Origin of the sequence: Nitrosomonas sp. PY1, from assembly GCF_022836435.1 — a bacterium.
Taxonomy (GTDB): domain Bacteria; phylum Pseudomonadota; class Gammaproteobacteria; order Burkholderiales; family Nitrosomonadaceae; genus Nitrosomonas.
On sequence record NZ_BQXC01000001.1, the window covers coordinates 2,667,977 to 2,685,148 of the forward strand.

The 17,172-nt window shown below is 42.8% G+C and carries 14 protein-coding genes; 3 read left to right on the forward strand and 11 right to left on the reverse strand.

Annotation, left to right across the window (positions count from 1 at the left end; translation table 11 throughout):
* Nucleotides 1-3: 3 nt before the first annotated feature.
* Genes W03_RS12355 through W03_RS12370 form a run of 4 tightly spaced genes read right to left on the reverse strand, consistent with a single transcriptional unit; the run spans nt 4 to nt 4,706 of the window.
* Nucleotides 4-636: a deoxynucleoside kinase gene (locus W03_RS12355; RefSeq protein ID WP_244073630.1), complete on the reverse strand. Its 633-nt coding sequence runs from the start codon at nt 634-636 to the stop codon at nt 4-6.
* Nucleotides 626-1,621 carry a hypothetical protein gene (locus W03_RS12360; protein WP_244073631.1) on the reverse strand — a complete coding sequence of 332 codons (996 nt, stop codon included), beginning with the start codon at nt 1,619-1,621 and terminating at the stop codon, nt 626-628. The genes W03_RS12355 and W03_RS12360 overlap by 11 nt, the downstream gene beginning before the upstream one ends.
* The gene (locus tag W03_RS12365) at nt 1,618-2,649 is read right to left on the reverse strand and encodes an adenylosuccinate synthetase (RefSeq protein ID WP_244073632.1); all 1,032 of its coding nucleotides are present in this window, start codon (nt 2,647-2,649) and stop codon (nt 1,618-1,620) included. Before W03_RS12365 ends, W03_RS12360 begins: the two co-directional genes overlap by 4 nt.
* Entirely contained in the window at nt 2,640-4,706 is a 2,067-nt protein-coding gene (locus tag W03_RS12370) for a dephospho-CoA kinase (RefSeq protein ID WP_244073633.1), read from the reverse strand. The genes W03_RS12365 and W03_RS12370 overlap by 10 nt, the downstream gene beginning before the upstream one ends.
* Before the next feature lie 148 nt (nt 4,707-4,854).
* Here W03_RS12370 and W03_RS12375 point away from each other — a divergent pair, with 148 nt between their 5' ends.
* Together W03_RS12375 and ettA are read left to right on the forward strand one after the other, a co-directional pair.
* A complete protein-coding gene (locus W03_RS12375; protein WP_244073634.1) occupies nt 4,855-5,082 on the forward strand; it encodes a DUF2835 domain-containing protein in 228 nt (75 codons plus the stop codon).
* A 99-nt stretch (nt 5,083-5,181) separates the two neighbouring features.
* The gene (gene ettA, locus W03_RS12380) at nt 5,182-6,846 is read left to right on the forward strand and encodes an energy-dependent translational throttle protein EttA (protein WP_244073635.1); all 1,665 of its coding nucleotides are present in this window, start codon (nt 5,182-5,184) and stop codon (nt 6,844-6,846) included.
* Nucleotides 6,847-6,994: 148 nt separating this feature from the next.
* Here ettA and W03_RS12385 read toward each other — a convergent pair whose 3' ends face one another.
* The 3 genes from W03_RS12385 to W03_RS12395 form a co-directional block, all read right to left on the reverse strand.
* Nucleotides 6,995-7,357 carry an exosortase system-associated protein, TIGR04073 family gene (locus tag W03_RS12385; protein ID WP_244073636.1) on the reverse strand — a complete coding sequence of 121 codons (363 nt, stop codon included), beginning with the start codon at nt 7,355-7,357 and terminating at the stop codon, nt 6,995-6,997.
* Between the two features lie 36 nt (nt 7,358-7,393).
* Entirely contained in the window at nt 7,394-7,906 is a 513-nt protein-coding gene (locus W03_RS12390) for a hypothetical protein (RefSeq protein WP_244073637.1), read from the reverse strand.
* 459 nt (nt 7,907-8,365) lie between these two features.
* The gene (locus tag W03_RS12395) at nt 8,366-8,515 is read right to left on the reverse strand and encodes a hypothetical protein (protein WP_244073638.1); all 150 of its coding nucleotides are present in this window, start codon (nt 8,513-8,515) and stop codon (nt 8,366-8,368) included.
* Nucleotides 8,516-8,658: 143 nt separating this feature from the next.
* Here W03_RS12395 and W03_RS13415 point away from each other — a divergent pair, with 143 nt between their 5' ends.
* Complete coding sequence (locus tag W03_RS13415; RefSeq protein WP_279600080.1) at nt 8,659-13,557, forward strand: lectin-like protein; 4,899 nt, start codon at nt 8,659-8,661, stop codon at nt 13,555-13,557.
* Between the two features lie 182 nt (nt 13,558-13,739).
* Here the strand turns inward: W03_RS13415 and coaE are convergent, their stop codons facing one another.
* The 4 genes from coaE to W03_RS12430 form a co-directional block, all read right to left on the reverse strand.
* Nucleotides 13,740-14,345, reverse strand: a complete 606-nt coding sequence (coaE, locus tag W03_RS12415; protein ID WP_244073639.1) for a dephospho-CoA kinase — start codon at nt 14,343-14,345, stop codon at nt 13,740-13,742.
* Nucleotides 14,346-14,348: 3 nt separating this feature from the next.
* Complete coding sequence (locus W03_RS12420) at nt 14,349-15,212, reverse strand: A24 family peptidase (RefSeq protein ID WP_244073640.1); 864 nt, start codon at nt 15,210-15,212, stop codon at nt 14,349-14,351.
* Nucleotides 15,213-15,256: 44 nt separating this feature from the next.
* Nucleotides 15,257-16,492: a type II secretion system F family protein gene (locus tag W03_RS12425; protein WP_244073641.1), complete on the reverse strand. Its 1,236-nt coding sequence runs from the start codon at nt 16,490-16,492 to the stop codon at nt 15,257-15,259.
* A gap of 228 nt (nt 16,493-16,720) precedes the next feature.
* Nucleotides 16,721-17,107, reverse strand: coding sequence for a RidA family protein (locus tag W03_RS12430; protein WP_244073642.1), 387 nt, complete (start codon nt 17,105-17,107; stop codon nt 16,721-16,723).
* Between the last annotated feature and the right edge of the window lie 65 nt (nt 17,108-17,172).

The window sequence follows — 17,172 nt, forward strand, 5'->3', positions numbered from 1 at the left end:
ATTTCAATTGATCTTTCCATACCCAGAACGTTTCAAAGCAAGATTGTCATTGATTTGATCGAGAATCGACTGTTGAACCTCTTCATCGTGTGCAAAATCAAGTAGACCGCTATCAATGACGAGCAGCTTATGAAGATGAGCTTTCTCATTGAGAATTTTCTCTAGTTGAATATTTATCTGCTGTAAATATTCAATAGTGATCGCATTCTCGACATCTCTTCCCCGTTCTCGAATCCGCTGTAATTCAATTTTCGGATCGCATTTGAGGTGAATAAGTAAATCGGGGGTGCCTAATTCTTTTTCGACTTCTCGGTAAACAGAAAGAAAAACCTCTCGTTTGTTTTGCGGCAATGTAACGTAAGCATAGGCAAGATCAAGATATAGGGAAAAGTCGCTCGCGATTAGGTTTTTACTGTTCTGAGCTGATTTGATTTGATGATAGTGCTGCAAAAGAAATGTAATTTCGGTTTCAAAAGCAGTGCCTACAGGATCGGCATAAAAAGCACGCCAGAATGGATTGGTTTGGAAACTTTCCAGAATTGGGTTGATATTCGATCTTCCTAATAAATTAGCAAGTGTAGTTTTACCCGAAGCAATGCCACCACATATCTCAATGCGATGAGTATCATAATTCATTTTCACTTGATGTAATCTGGCTGTTTAAATCTAAATTTTCAGTTGTTAGTCCCTTACTTTCTTTCTTTGATGATCCAACAAGAGATTTAATTTGAGCTTCCAAAAAATTTAATCTTTTATTCAATTCTGTTTGATCTTTACTAAAACTTGTAATTTCATCACGTGCAGTCGCAATATTCTGGTTGGCATTCGAGATTAAATCCCAGGTCATATAAATTAAAGCCAGAAATCCCACTAATCCCAAGCCACCAACAACTTTACCAATAGTTTTGGTTGTTTCTATAAATTTATTTGCATTTGCGATTTCACCAGGGATTGAGCTACTAGCTGGACGTCCACTCGATGCTTTTTTGAAATATTCATAAGCAGGGAGACTCTGCTTATTAGTCGGAAAAGAACGATACTCAGCACCACTTCTCGCAGAAGAGTTCCATTTGATATGAGGGGACAGCTTTGTAAATTCAACCCAGATTAAGCCATCTCCACCATGTAGAATATAGTCTTCAGAAGTCAGATTATGAAGTGGGATTAATAGCTGGCCGGCAAAACCGGGATCCACTAGTGGTCCAGTACCTAGTAATAATCCCCGGTGTACATGTGTAATCTTCAAGTTAAATCGGATGGCTATATAATCCGGTAGAAAAAATTTAGTTTTAGTAAAAATAAAAACTATAACATTCTTTCTCAGTGTAAATGGTTCACCTTTTGCAAGAGTTTCCTTTTCTACTTTGCCAGTCTCTTCATTTACATAATAAACATCACCTAAGAAATCAATTTCATAAGAAGCTGACTTCAGTTTATTTTTATCAAACGGAAAGATCATGCTCGTAATACGAGCATAGTCTTCAATATCACCTGAATTTAACAAAGCTGGAGGTATTTCCACTGGAAAAGGATCTGTAGATGAAAACTTTAAAAAGCGTTTCTTGGCCTCTTTCTCATCATTTTCATCTACAAAGTCAAATTGAGAATAATCTTCGCTCATGCCAATTTCATGCAATCTTGTATTGATATCAAATGATCAGGCCCAAGCCCAGCATACGCGATATGACATCCGATTTCTTCTTCAAAATATCGCAATAAAGATAAGGCTTCTGGGGTGTAATTCCGAAAAGCTGTATTTCTTATATCGAGGTAGTCGAGGTGATTCAAGACAATGCGAGTCGGTCTATTGTATAGGATCGCTTGGCGTACGATTTCCGGATCGAATCGCGCGACCCGTCTCATATTTTTTGTAACCGATGTATATTCAATAATTGGCAACTCAGAGCCGGAATCAGAAGTCAGTTCTTCCCAGGAAAATTCGTTAGGAAGCGGCCCTGAGTTACCGGCTACCCGGATCGGAAATGTTCTGATCACCAATATAATGTCATCAACATCTAACGGACTTAGCCCGGCTTCCGCAACGAATCCTGCAGCGGTGGTATCCCGGCTGGTTGCAAATGGATAATCCCGGGTATGCAACACCGACAGACCGAATCCTTGCGTACCCTCAACGATAATTCGTTCGTTTTTATTCAATCGTTCCCGTAGAAAAGGCGTGACCGGTCTTACAAACGGCTTGAGGCTTTCATCATCTCGTGCCAGCTTAACATTCCCAAGCCTGTTGATTCGTGCAGAAACCGCTGCGCCCGTGCCGCTTTGCGTGGAACCGATCGCTGTTCCAAGATTGGAATTCCTTTCTTCGGTCAGATTATCGTTGGTAATTACAACTGCATTGGGATCAATCGTAAGGCGGGAAGGTGCGAGGTTTGCAAGCTGCATTTCTTCAAACAAAATCGCAGGTGAGAGATAACTCCCTGCCGGTAAAACACATTGAACATCTGGCAAAATGGCTGCCGTGGGTAATTGTTTGAAAATTATCGGGCCATTGTCAGAAATTACGGTATGTCCGGAATTTGGTCCCCCGACCCTGATTGCAACGGATGCACCCATTTCTTTGGCAAAGAAATGTGCTACCTTGCCCTTTCCTTCAGAGCCAAATTGACCGCCCACGATAACTGTTACTGGCATGTTAGTCTCGAAATGTGATGCATAATTAAATGATCTACTTTTGAATAAAGAGATTGAATTTTTCCTTCATTAGAAAATATCTCATGAGCTAATGGGCGCAGTGTTGAAACTTGTTGCTCAACAGGATGCGCTTCGGCTTCTTCAAACGATAATTTATTAGTTTCGCGAGTTTCGAATCGTGCTTTGCGTAATTTTGCAGAAGCTTCCAAATGGACGTGATAAAAAGCTGGCCCGAATGTTTCGATCCAAAAAGCATGATCATCAGAGAATCTCAATCCGTCAATGACAATATTGCCTTGTTGAGGCAAGTTTTCCAAAAGCTTACGGCCCAATTCGCGTTGCCCAATTTGTTTATATATCTGATCTCCAAATTCCTGTAAAGCCGTTCGAGTTGGTTCTTTACCCTGTTCGCGCATTATTTGTGCTAATACCATGCTGTAGCGGATATAGTAAAAACCATGGGTTTCAAAATATCTGGCAAGTGTCGTTTTGCCAGCTGCTATGCGGCCACTGATCCCGATAACTCTCCTATTGCACCAAGTACTTGTATTAGCATTTAAGTCTGGAATGATGAGCGCTTCATCACCCTCCACACCCAGCGCCTCAAATTTTCCGCTCCAGAAAAAGGCACCGACTACTGAAGATGTAATTGCGTCAAGCTCATCGTGCGTCAGCTGTTCCTTGAGGAAATCACCGTGTATTCCGAATTCTTTAAGACCTTCGCAAAGCATATCCAAACTGGCGCGCTTTCGCGGGATTCCCATAATATCTTGCGCCGCTCCTGGATAGCTCTCGATTACAGGTACGCCTTTGCTGCGTAATAGTGAGGCCAATCGTATGCCTCTCGCAGTGAGTTTTTGCATGCTGGGAATAAGTGCAGGATAAACGTTGATTCCTCTTTTTTTTAATACCCGCTCACAATAACGCATGATTCCGTACTGATGCCTGCCTGGATCGTCATCATGAACCGAAATTCTGCCTTGCGGTAGGGATAAAGGTGAATCAATCGACACAATATCTGGTTGTGCTGCTAAAGTAGCTAAGATTAAATCTTCATCGCTTGCTATAAGACGGGTTGTTGCCTCTGTTGCATCCAATAAACACCAGCCTGATGGTTTATTTTCAGAACCTGTAAGGTCAATGCCTACTACTTTTAGCGAGTTTGATTTCGTGGCAAAAAGGCTTTCATACTTGATTTTCGGTCCAGAATCGCCTTTATAGGGCGAAAAACTGATTTCTTTAAATAGACTGTGGGTTGATCTTTTATTGGTTGATAAGGATTCCTTGCGGTTAAAAAATTTTGGAAACTTTTTGCTAATCTGATGCGGTAAATTTTGTTGTTTTGCTATTAACTCAATAACTTTGTCGAAAATAAATTTCATGCCCAAAATATCGCAATAGTTATATTGAGTTAAAAGTTTGAGAGCTTCTAAATCACCCCTGCGATATTGATGCCAGAGTATCGGTGCGCTTTCACCTTTAATTTCAATTAAATGAGATGGTCTTTTAAAACCGACCTTGTCTTCTATGATTTTCTGACCACCAGAAAGTGCTACTCTTTTAGCAAGGAATCTCAGGTCTATATGAACCGGCGGGATCGGTAGATCAGCAAGGCCTACTCGAAGAAAAGGCAGATCAAACATCGAGCCATTAAAAGTCACGATAGCGCAAGCATCTGATAAGACAGATCTAAGTGGTTGCTCGTCTCCTTCTTGAATGAAACTATTATATTTTCCTTGATAGAACCATCCAACCAGGGTAATAGCATCGTAATAACGACTTAATCCGGTAGTTTCGATATCGAGGAAAAGTGTTTTTTCCGGGAAGGATAATGGAATTCTGTAGTGTTCTCGAGGATCTAAAAGATTTGAGAAGTAAGCAGCATCCTTAACTTCAAAAGCAGTTCTTGCATTTTTAAAAAGATGATCTTGATCGAAAAAGAGGTTATCTTGCGGAGATAGGTATCTTTCAAGATCATCCCATGAAAAAATTCCTTCTTTCCAATATTTAGCTTCACGATTTGCACTAACACCGCGTAATAAGCGTTGAAAAGTCATATGAAGCATATCAATACTACAAATCCTTTAAATATATCTCGGTTATGATAGAAACCTTTCAAAAGTAGTTTTAAGTATACAGGAACACAAAATCGGTTAGTACCATTAGCGTTAGTGATTAGTATTTTGTAAAGTAGAGAGATTGCCCATGCATCAGCGTTTGCACGTTGTTCTCAAAATTCCAGCCTATCAGCTTTTGTATTATTACGAAGGTAATGTCGATACCGTAGCCGCGAAAACAACCGATGGACGAATCATTCATTTTCCGGCGAATATTTTGCGTTCCGTGGTACAAAGTCATGGTGTGTACGGTACATTTGAATTAGTTTTTGACGAACATCATAAGTTTGTGTCAATTGACCGCGTAAGCGACTGAAGGTGATTCCGTGTGTGACGACTTTCTTTGCGCTTTGACGTGCGCTACACTCTGATCTATCGTATTTTTCCTTTATCCTTTTAAACGACGGTTAAATTCATGGCTCAATATGTAATGTCGATGCTCCGCGTGAGCAAAGTAGTTCCGCCCAAACGTCAGATCATCAAAGATATTTCTTTAAGCTTCTTTCCAGGAGCCAAAATTGGTTTGTTGGGATTGAATGGTTCGGGAAAATCCACAGTGCTTAAAATCATGGCGGGAGCTGATACTGAAATCGAAGGCGAAGTGCAACGCCTACCGAATATCCGTATCGGTTATTTACCGCAAGAGCCGCAATTGAATCCCGACCATACCGTCCGACAGGAAGTCGAGGAAGGCTTGGGTGAAGTGATGCAGGCACAGAAAAAACTGGATGAGGTGTATGCTGCGTACGCTGAAGAGGGCGCCGATTTCGATGCACTGGCAGAAGAACAGGCGCGTCTGGAAGCGATTATTGCCACTGCGGGCAGCGATAGCTCGCATCAAATGGATATTGCTGCAGATGCATTACGCTTGCCGCCGTGGGATGCGATCATTAAAAATTTGTCAGGGGGAGAAAAACGCCGCGTTGCGCTGTGCAAGCTGTTGCTGGAAAAACCGGATATGCTGTTGCTGGATGAACCGACCAACCATTTAGATGCCGAATCCGTCGAATGGTTGGAACAATTCTTAGTGCGTTTTCCAGGCACCGTCGTTGCTGTCACGCATGATCGTTATTTTCTCGATAATGCCGCCGAATGGATTTTAGAACTCGATCGTGGCCATGGCATTCCCTGGAAAGGTAATTATTCCAGTTGGCTGGAACAAAAAGAGGCCCACTTGGAGCAGGAAAACAAGCAGATTGATGCGCATATGAAGGCGATGAAGCAGGAACTGGAATGGGTGAGACAAAACCCGAAAGGACGTCAGGCAAAATCAAAAGCGCGCTTGGCTCGCTTCGACGAATTGAATTCCCAGGAATACCAGAAACGCAATGAAACCCAAGAAATATTTATTCCGGTTGGGGAGCGCCTCGGTAATGAAGTCATTGAGTTTGACGGTGTTTCCAAATCGTATGGCGACCGCTTATTGATCGACCACTTGAGCTTCAAGGTACCGCCCGGCGCAATTGTTGGGATCATCGGCCCGAACGGCGCGGGTAAATCGACTCTGTTCAAGCTGATTACCGGCAAGGAACAACCCGATTCCGGAGAAGTGAAAATCGGTCCGACGGTGAAAATTGCGCACGTCGACCAAGCACGTGATACGCTGGAAAATGACAAAACCGTGTTCGATGCCATATCCGGCGGTAACGATAACTTAATTGTCGGCAAATACACTACGCCCGCCCGCGCTTACTTGGGACGATTTAATTTCAAAGGCGGCGATCAGCAAAAAATCATCGGGCAACTTTCTGGCGGGGAACGCGGCCGACTCCATTTGGCGCAAACCTTAATTGCAGGCGGTAATGTATTACTGCTTGACGAGCCTTCCAACGATTTGGATGTGGAAACGCTACGTGCATTGGAAGACGCATTATTGGAATTTGCCGGCTGCGTGTTGGTCATCTCGCACGATCGTTGGTTCCTCGATCGTATCGCTACGCACATTCTGGCTGCCGAAGGCGATTCGCAGTGGACTTTCTTCAACGGTAACTATCAAGAATACGAAGCTGACAAGAAAAAACGCCTGGGTGAAGAAGGTGCCAAACCGAAGCGCATACGGTACAAGCCGATTAGCAGGTGAACACGAGTCACCGTCCGAGTTCTTCTTTCAATAGGAAAATTAGCAGAATAGCGGAGTTGTATTCCGGGTATTCTGCTATCGATTTTGCTGTAACTTCCAGGAAAAATATTCCGGCAGCTTTGATGGTATTTTCTTAACGTTAGAAAAATTAACGCATACGGCCTTCGATAAAAGTCGTTTCCCGGTCAAAGTCATTCCAAATAAAAGCCGGCTTCACAAAAGGAGTCGTTGGAATTAAAAAGGTCGCAATATCAAAAGCACCGCTTAATGAACGCCCTACCGCATTCGCCAGACCTGTCAACAAACCGATCGTCATTGCGTGAATAACACCATCTCTGTGTGCGACAATGTTCATTGTTTTAGGTATCTCAGCCACGCCAGTCACTGCATTGGCAAGACCATTCCCTAATTTATCCACAACTTTATCGGCATATTGTTCCGCAAAGACTGTTCCCGAGGAAGTAATAAATACCATCAAAGCGATAAAAAATAGATGAGTTATTTTTTTCATGTATGCATACCTTATTAAAATAATTGAATTAACAACCTATTTCTTAGACTGCTGCTGTTTTAACAAATTCATGATCTGCTCAACCTCTCGCTCGATTTGTTTTTCTGGGTATTCCAGACCTGCCAAAGCTGTTCTGATTCGATAAGACATCTCTAAAGAAAGTAATTCCATCGTTTTTTCGTTGTCATCTTGGAATGCTGCCAAATATTCAGACTGAAATCTTTTGATTGCATTTGTGATCTCTGGCGTATCAATTTTCAATCCCGCCAGAATCGATTTCAGTTCATATTTTAGGCTATCAGACGTTTCTGTTAACAGTATGGATTTATCTGCAGATTCATAAAGAACATGTTTGTTTAATAAAGCTGAGAGAACGATTAATGCGATACCAGAACCAACGGTGACGATAACAAACCGCCACAGTTGATGGCTTTTTCCGAATATTTTTATCGTATTGATGCGTTGCATTCCCAATAGGGCATAAACGGCAACTCCGGAAAGAAATAAGATGGCGCCAAGCGATATTAAAATGGTTGTGATCAATTGCACAATTTACTCCTCTACTCCCGATGTCATAAGTACCTCATGACTGTAATTTTTATCAATTATATATGTAGTGAAAACAGATACTATCTTTAGCTTAATGCTAGCAAATACACCAAATAAACATTCTAGCTTATTTCAATTTGAAGTTTGCTTCGCTAATTGTTTCATACTTGATTAATTTTTAGCAAGATAACAGCGTTGGTGGAACAACAACACTGATTATGGTTTTAAATTAATGGAGACCGCGCAGAAAAATAGCTCTGGTTGAGAGAGTACAGTTTGTTAGCAATCTCACCTGCGGCGTTAAGTTCGAGTGGAAATTTTACAAAATGCTACCTTGTGGTGGAAACAAGCATATACAGAATATTCTAATTCGGGTGAATACCGTGTCTATTTTGACAACGTACAGCAAATAACCCAATTACTCTTAAACTGACTCTTTCTATTTACTAGAAAGATTTTTCAAACTCTATCAACGGGACCTGGACGGGTAATCATCATGTTCAAAGCACCGATCACCAGGCTATCCCATATATCCATCGAATCATCGAATTCACAAAATATCTGATCGGCTGAGTTTCGCCTAGCTTGATAAAACAGTTTTAATTTCATCAAATTAAGGGGGAAAAAACTACTTTCTCCAGGCTTCATGATGTAAAAGTATCAGTAATATATTTCTTCTACAAATGAGTGTTTTTTTTTGATGTCTCTCAATCAAGCAATTTAGATCAAGCTTTATTTTAGAGGAATATTTGATGGCTACTAGCGTACTGCAAGACTTCACTTCTACCACAAGCCTGAACGATAATTTCACACAAAGTAACCCAGCTACTGGAACATTTACTCGATCAAATACTGCGGGACTCAATGGTGCTGCGGGTGTTTCGATCAGTTTAGGATCAGATCAGATATGGACCACCAAGCAAGGTTATACGATTTCTAATAGTGGTGAATATGTAGCCTCGGCATTCTTCCAAAGCACAGGTGGTGGTGGTTATGGCGCAATAGGTTTTTCAATACAGAATCAAGATTCCAATACCGGAAGCTTCGGCGCGCCAGGTGGTTCGCATTTCGGTGCTTTTTTCCACGGCGGTGGCGGTGGTTTTTTAAATAATGGCCCTATCGGGATCACAGGAGCCCCAGCTACCACCGATACACCAATTCGTTGGAATAACGGCGGTATAGCATCTAACGGAAGCTGGTACAAATTCTTCTTTACAGTCAAAGCCATCGGAAACGATAAATATGATCTAGATCTCAAAATCTATAATGCAACGTCAGCCGGAGTTGTAGGATCACTCCTTACCGAACATAGCATGACCGATAATATGGCCGACCCAAACCGGGTGGGGCCGGCCGTAACCAATACATCCGTAGGTGCAGCCAATACCTTGCACGTGTTTTTCTCAGCCCAAGGCTCACGCATGACCGCCCTCGATAACTTTCAAATTGATCTGGCAGGAGACACTTTGTTTTTACAGCCAGGGCCGCCATTGGTTGATTTGAATGGATCGCAGAGTGGCGTTAATAACACAGCAGTATTTACTGAAGTGGCCGGCCCTGACAATGGCAGTGCTGCCGTATCCTTCTCGACAGGCGCCTCCAATCTGGGCGATCTGGATTCGCCGAACTTAGACAATCTTCAAGTCAGCTTACCTACTTCCGAAATAACAGCCGGCGACGAGCTGCGTCTTGGCGTCACCCAAATCGATATCACGAGCACCACTGCAACGGGTGAAGTAACCTACAACAATACCGTATTTAGCTATGCGCTTACAGATACTGCTGGAACGCGCACAGTCCTCTTTACCAGTTTAAACAGCGCCGGTGGCACAGCTACCCCCGCACCGATTGCCAGTTATGAATCTTTACTGGACGCGCTCAAGTTCAACAATACCTCGGATTCACCAGCAGCCAACACAACTCGTACTTTCAGTGTGACGGCAAGCGATGCTACAAGTACCTCGGCCCCAGCAACATTTACAGTTACTGCAGTGAATGTCGATCCACGATTGACATACAGTGCAACCACCTTCACCGAAAATGGTGCGGATGACGGTTCAATTAGCAATAACATCACTATAACGCTTGTAGAAGACACATTCACCGGTACCAATGGCAATCCTTTGGGAACGGTCAGTAATGTCCCGACGGGCTTGTTAGCTTCGTTACTCCGAACCAGCGACACTACAGCAACACTAAGTCTCACTGGCAACGCTGCTGCGCATACCGATCTTGACAATATCACCAATCTAACGGTGACATTTTCCGATACGGATTTTACCAACAATGCTGCATCCGCAATCCAGGATTCAACTGCATCAAACCTGATAATCGATTACTTGGATGCATCCAACATCAACACCCCGGTGATCAGTGGAAGATCGTCGGTATCGGGCGATGAGGATACACCGATCAATATTAATGGATTTACAGTCAGCGATGCCGATAATCCGGCTAGATTGACTGTCAAAATAGTTGCCAATCATGGTTCCTTGACGCTGAACACAACAACGGGTATTACCGGTACGATGTCTGGCAGTATGCTGCAATTTAGCGGTAGTATTGCCAATCTGAACACAGCCCTTAACAGCCTGACCTACCAAGGTGATCCAGAATATTCCGGAACGGATGATTTGACGATACAAGTCAGTGACGATAACGGTGTGTCTTGGCATGATTATTCTGTCGATGAGACCGGAAAGTTCTATAACCCGAGCAATGGTCATTATTACGAATTCGTTAGCGCCCCCGGAATGACCTGGACAGATGCCAAAGCTGCCGCAGAAAACCGTACGCTGTATGGTCTGAATGGTTACTTAGCGACCGTTACTTCGCAACAGGAAAATGATTTTATCACCCCTAAACTGGGTGGTACGGGATGGATGGGTGCCAGTGATGCGACCACGGAAGGCGATTGGCGCTGGGTAACCGGACCCGAGGCAAATACGCAGTTCTGGTCAGGAACAGCTAATGGAAGTCCAATAAACGGGCGATATAGTCACTGGGATACATCTGAACCCAATAATCTGGGCGAAGAAGATTATGCTCACTTCCAAGCAAGCGGTTTTTGGAACGACTTTCCGCATAGTATATCTTCCATACAAGGCTATGTCGTCGAATATGGCGGTACTGGATTCGGTACGCTGCAAACCGCACCGCTGATCGTCACGGTCAATGCAGTGAACGACATACCTGTTCTGAACGATTTGAATGGCGATACCGCCACGACAACGACCAATCAGGCAGTATTGATCGATACAGGTACAGCAGTCACTATTACCGACGGGGATGCAACCAATTTCAACGGCGGCACTCTGATCATCACTACCACATCCGGTACCGCTGACGGTAAATTCTCGCTGATTGGCACCAATGTCGCTTCCGGCGGTGATAATGCTATTGCAGCAGGTGAAACCATTACCGTCGGCGGAACAGCTATCGGTACCGTACATGCATCGAACAATGGTCAAAATGGCAACACACTCACCATCACATTCAATAGCAATGCGACAACAACCAATGTTTCCGAATTGATTAATAGCATTGGTTTTGAGAGTGCTACTACTGGCTTACGTAATTTTAATCTTGCGTTATCGGAGAACGGTGGCCAAGCAGCGAATGTTGCATTCTCAGTAAATGTCCAGACCGTACCTTCGGGTAACAATGGATCGGGAACAACCTCATCCACCGTTGATGGTGTCGCAGTTAACACCACCGTTACAAACAGTGGCGGTACAACCGTAACCACAATGACAGTGCCAATCATCACCACATCGCGCATTGAAGATAGCAACACACAGCATGCTACTAGCGCAGATATTCCATTAATCGTTGATGAAACTGGTAAGCCGTTAATTCTGGCAAGCCTCCCTACCGGAGTGGGTCTCACCTCACAAGCGACTACCAATCATGGGGACATGACTTTACGCGAGCGTTTGATCACAGCATCACATCCAAAAGTTAGCATTGATCAAGTTTTCGACGGTATTCTACAAGATGGTATCGACAAATATGTCGGAACGGTAACAGATGAAAATCAGGTAACCGTGCGTACCATCACTTTCACTTCTAGGGCTGGCCAGGCAATCAATGATCCCATCATCGTTACCGGCGCATTTGGAACCGGCGAAGACGATCCGATTACCCCGTTGCGCCAGGAAGCGCTAGTTATCGATACTCGTAATTTGCCTGAAGGTACCGTGATCCAACTCGATAGTGTTGAATTCGCTATTATTGTAGGCAGTGGTCGTTTTGTCGGGGGAAATGGAAGAAATTTCGTAGTGGCTGATGGCGCAGACCAATTCATCGTACTGGGTGCGGAAGATGATGTATTGCACGGCGGGGACGGCAATGACACCATCGGCTCAAGGAGCGGAAACGATCAATTATTTGGTGATAATGGCAATGATCATCTGGTCGGTGGTGAAGGTGATGACACTCTATATGGCGGCGATGGCAACGATTTGCTCCAAGGTGAAACCAGTAATGCCGGAAACATCACTTTCTCTCTGGATAACCAGGGCAATCTGTTGTCAACATTGCATCCACTGGATTCGGCACTTGCAGATCCAGTATCGACAAACTGGTATTTTGGTAATGATCACATCACCAATGATGATCGTGTCGCTTTTGTATATCAAGACACACAACAGCTTAAAACCATAGCCACTTTGTATCAAGCAGTCACGCATCAGTTACCGACAACCGACGAAATGAATTATTGGAGTTCACAAAATCTATCTGCTATGCAAGCAAGCCAAATTGCTTACGAGTATTATCTTTCTATTTCAGGCGACATGTCTCATCTGAGCATTGAAGCACAATTATCTCGATTGATCGATTATGTTTGGGGTACAGGTAGCACGAATAACGATCTTGTAAATACAGGAATAGAATTTCTGAATGGGGGTGGTAGTTGGAGCGAAATACTCTTGTATTTGGCAAATCATGAAAACCTGACTACTCAATTAAGCGACTCCAACGGGAACCTACAATTAACACAGGATCTTTCGATCAGTGAAATCGGCATGTCTTCGGATGGCGGTAATGATACGCTGTATGGCGGATCTGGGGATGATATCCTGGCGGGTGGGTATGGGCATAATTTTATCGATGGCGGTAATGGAACAGATATCGTTCCTATGGTGGAAACGCTTAGCGCGCATCATATCTCGTTAACTGGAAACGGCTCCATCAAAATCGAACGGAATGATGGTCAGGCCACCAATGATTTGCAAGGTGTAGAAAAAATTGCTTTTTCCGATCAGACACTCAATATGGATTTTGCAAACCTGGATGCACAAACGTTGAAGCAAGTAGCCGGTATTACGCGTCTTATGGACAAAGAAGCAGATCTTTGGACACAGCTTAATCAATTTGCATCATCAAACTTGACGGTCAGCGAGTACTCGCAGTTACTCACGCAAACCAGCAGCTACCAAGAAAATTGGGGGGCGTTATCCAATCAGCAGTTTGTTGTTAAACTTAGTGAGGCTGCCCTAGGCCAATCTCTGACAGGGGATAGTTTGAATTACTGGACAAACCAACTTGACCAAAACCTGTCTCAAAGAAGCGATTTGTTTATAACTGCGACAAACAGCAATGAATATCAAAACATACTGTTTGCTGGTGATGGTCTAATCCTGCTGTAACTTGCTAGTTATAAATGGAAAAGGCCCCTTAGGATTTTCTGTCTGGAGATTCAGGAACGGATGAGAGCTATTTTTAAGATCTTCTCATCCAACTACTCTTTGTTTCTGATAAACCATCAGGGGAGCTTTGGCGTTGCATGACGAACGTAGAATTTAACTGGACAATTTACTCTAACCTAAGCTTATTTTCTCTTGGCAAAAGCCAAGTACTTTTTGTGTAAAGCATGCACTTGTTTCTTCAAAGAATCGATATCATGGTCATTAACAATAACATCGTCAGCTAGCAACAAGCGTCGCTGCCTTGTTACTTGTGTTGCCATAATTGCTTTCACTTTTTCTTCTGACAATCGACTTCTCGTCATGGTACGTGACAACTGAAGAGATTCATTGCAATCTACTACTAAGATACGCTCAATACTATTGTCATAATCATGCGTTTCAAATAATAGCGGCACAACAATAATAATATAAGCCTCAGTGATTTGCTCAATTTGAATTGTTACCTCTCTAAGAATAAGAGGATGCAGAATTTTCTCCAACCGAGCTCGCGCATTATTATCGGAAAAAATCAAGTCAAGCATTTTAACCCTATCAACCGCACCGACAGAATTAATGAAACTGCTTCCAAAAGCCTCACGAATCGTATTAACAGCTAATCCATTGACCTCAGTAAATTTCTTCGCAATAACATCTGTATCAACAATCATAACCCCTAAGTCAGCGAACAATCTGCTGACAGTAGATTTACCACACCCAATACCACCCGTTAGGCCAATAACAAAAGCCATAACTTAAAATAAACCAAGATATAGTTGATTGATATCATTACCTACAAATAAAGCAATCATAGCTCCACCCGCTAGATAAGGACCAAACGGAATAGGCGTGTTCTTATTGAGTTTAGCACGCATGATTAGGCCAATACCTACAGCGGCACCCACTAATGACGAGAAAACCATAACGACAGCCAACATCTCCCACCCTAGCCACGCACCAATTGCTGCAAGCAACTTAAAATCACCATATCCCATCCCCTCTTTACCTGTTGCCAACTTGAAGCACCAATAAATTGACCACAATGAGAGATAACCAGTAATTGCGCCAATAATTGCACTATGGATATCAGTAAAACCATCGTTTAAGTTAATCAAAACACCTAACCATAATAGCGGCAAAGTGATATCGTCCGGCAATAATTGTGTATCCAGATCTATCATCGCCAGGACAATTAGCGCCCAAACAAAAATCAAAGCAGCTAGTGTAAATAAGCTAAAACCAAAATACCAAGCAACGAAACCACTCATCAATGCTGTCAAAGTTTCAACAAAAAGATAACGCAAAGAAATATGTTTTTTGCAGTGAGCACAGCGCCCACGTAACACAAGATAACTAATAATGGGAATATTCTCCAGAGCTGTTATCTTATGCCCACAATGAACACAAGCAGAGCGGGGAATCATTAGGTTAAATTTTGTAAATGCTGGGGCTGCTTCTCCACGTAATTCCGCGCATTGTTGCAGCCAGTCTCTCTTTATCATTTCCGGCAGTCGGTAGATAACGACATTGAGAAAACTTCCAACCATTAATCCAATGATAGAAACCAACGAAATCCATAAAAAAGGCTCATTCTGTAACTGAGCAACAAATGTCGTCATAAATAATTTGAAATAGCGAAATTATAGAATGGGTTCGTGTTGACTCAACTGACCACCATGCCCATTTTAAAAATGGGCAAATACATTGCAACAACCATACCGCCAATCAGTGTTCCTAACACCACCATGATAACTGGTTCCATCAAACTGGAAAGTGCGGCCACCGCATCATCGACCTCTGCTTCATAAAAATCAGCCACTTTACCGAGCATTGAGTCAAGAGAACCGGATTCTTCCCCGATGGCAACCATTTGTATAACCATGCTAGAAAATACTTCGCTGTTTGTCATAGAAGACATCAAACTATTGCCAGTACTCACCTCTAATTGAATTTTTTTTGTAGCTTCATAATAAACATAATTGCCTGCCGCACCGGCTACAGAATCCAATGACTCCACTAGAGGCACTCCTGCTGCGAACATAGTTGAAAGTGTTCGAGACCAACGTGCAATTGTCGCTTTACGAATGATTTCGCCAAAAACAGGAATTTTTAGTAACGAGCGATCCATAAAACGCTGCATTGGTATTGAGCGTTTCCAGGTATAAAAAAACGCATATCCCCCCCCACCTAAAACACCGATAATTGCCCACCAATAGGCTACAAAAAAATCCGAGGCAGCCATCACCATGAGCGTCGGTGCAGGCAGATCAGCACCAAACCCTTCGAATAAATCTTTGAATGCGGGAATTACAAAGATCATAATGACCGCAGTAATAACAAACGCAACTACAATAATTGAAATAGGATAAAAAAGCGCCGACTTAATTTTTCCCTTAATTGCTTGGATTTTTTCCTTATATGTAGCCAAGCGATCTAGCAAGCCATCTAAAATACCCGCCGCTTCCCCTGCTTCTACCAAGTTACAAAATAATGAATCAAAATAGAGCGGGTATTTCCGGAATGCATTCGCTAGATTACTACCGGTTTCCACTTCTGCTTTTATATCTAGAAGCAACTTGGCAACCGCGTGGTTGCTATGTCCTTTCCCAACGATATCAAAAGCCTGTAATAGTGGCACCCCTGATTTCATCATCGTTGCCAGCTGGCGCGTGAATAAAGTAATATCTTTATCAGTTATCGTTCCACCAGAGGGTGCTTTTTTAATTTTAGTAACTTTAATACCCTGGCGGCGCAATGCAGAAGTAATAATAACGGTTCCGGCGGCACGCATTTCGCCTTTAACTTCTTTGCCGAATCGATCCTTACCTTCCCACAAATAGTTATACTGCTTGATTTTCTTTTCTGCCTTTTCTGCTCGCGCGGAGATAGTTGCTGCCATGATTAATCGGCTCCAGATCAATTCAAAAAGTAATTACTTCAAAGTGTTGTAACTTGAAGCTCTATTTTTATTGCTGATGAAAATAAAACTTCGAGTTGTTTTGAATAGCATGAAGAGCTTAACGGCATAGCTCGACAAATTCTTAGGCAGAAGATTTTAAGAACAATGAATCGAAAACAGCGTGCGAAAAAATTCTCAGATTTTAATCACTATATTCGTATCCGATAATCAGTCACGATCACGATGCGCTGTAACTTGAATTTCAATTTTCATACGTGAATCGGACAAACCAGCCGCCAACATCATAGCCGATGGCCTGACATCACCCAAATACTTACGCATGATTGGCCAGCATTTGGGAAAATCTTCAGCATTTGGAAACACGTATGTAACACGCACTACATCTTTCATACTCGATCCAGCTTGCTTCAATGCCATATCGATATTTTTAAAACATTGTTCTGCCTGTTCGAGCAAATCGTCAGAAATGGTCATTTTATTGTAGTCAAAACCGGTAGTACCCGATACCAGAATCCAATTTCCCTCGACCACCGCGCGTGAATAGCCGATTTCCTGTTCAAAGGTGGAACCTGAACTAATAAGTTGACGTGTCATCGTATGTTTTCCTTTTTTGAGGTAAAAAATTTTCTGTAAAATATCACTATAATTACACAACAAGC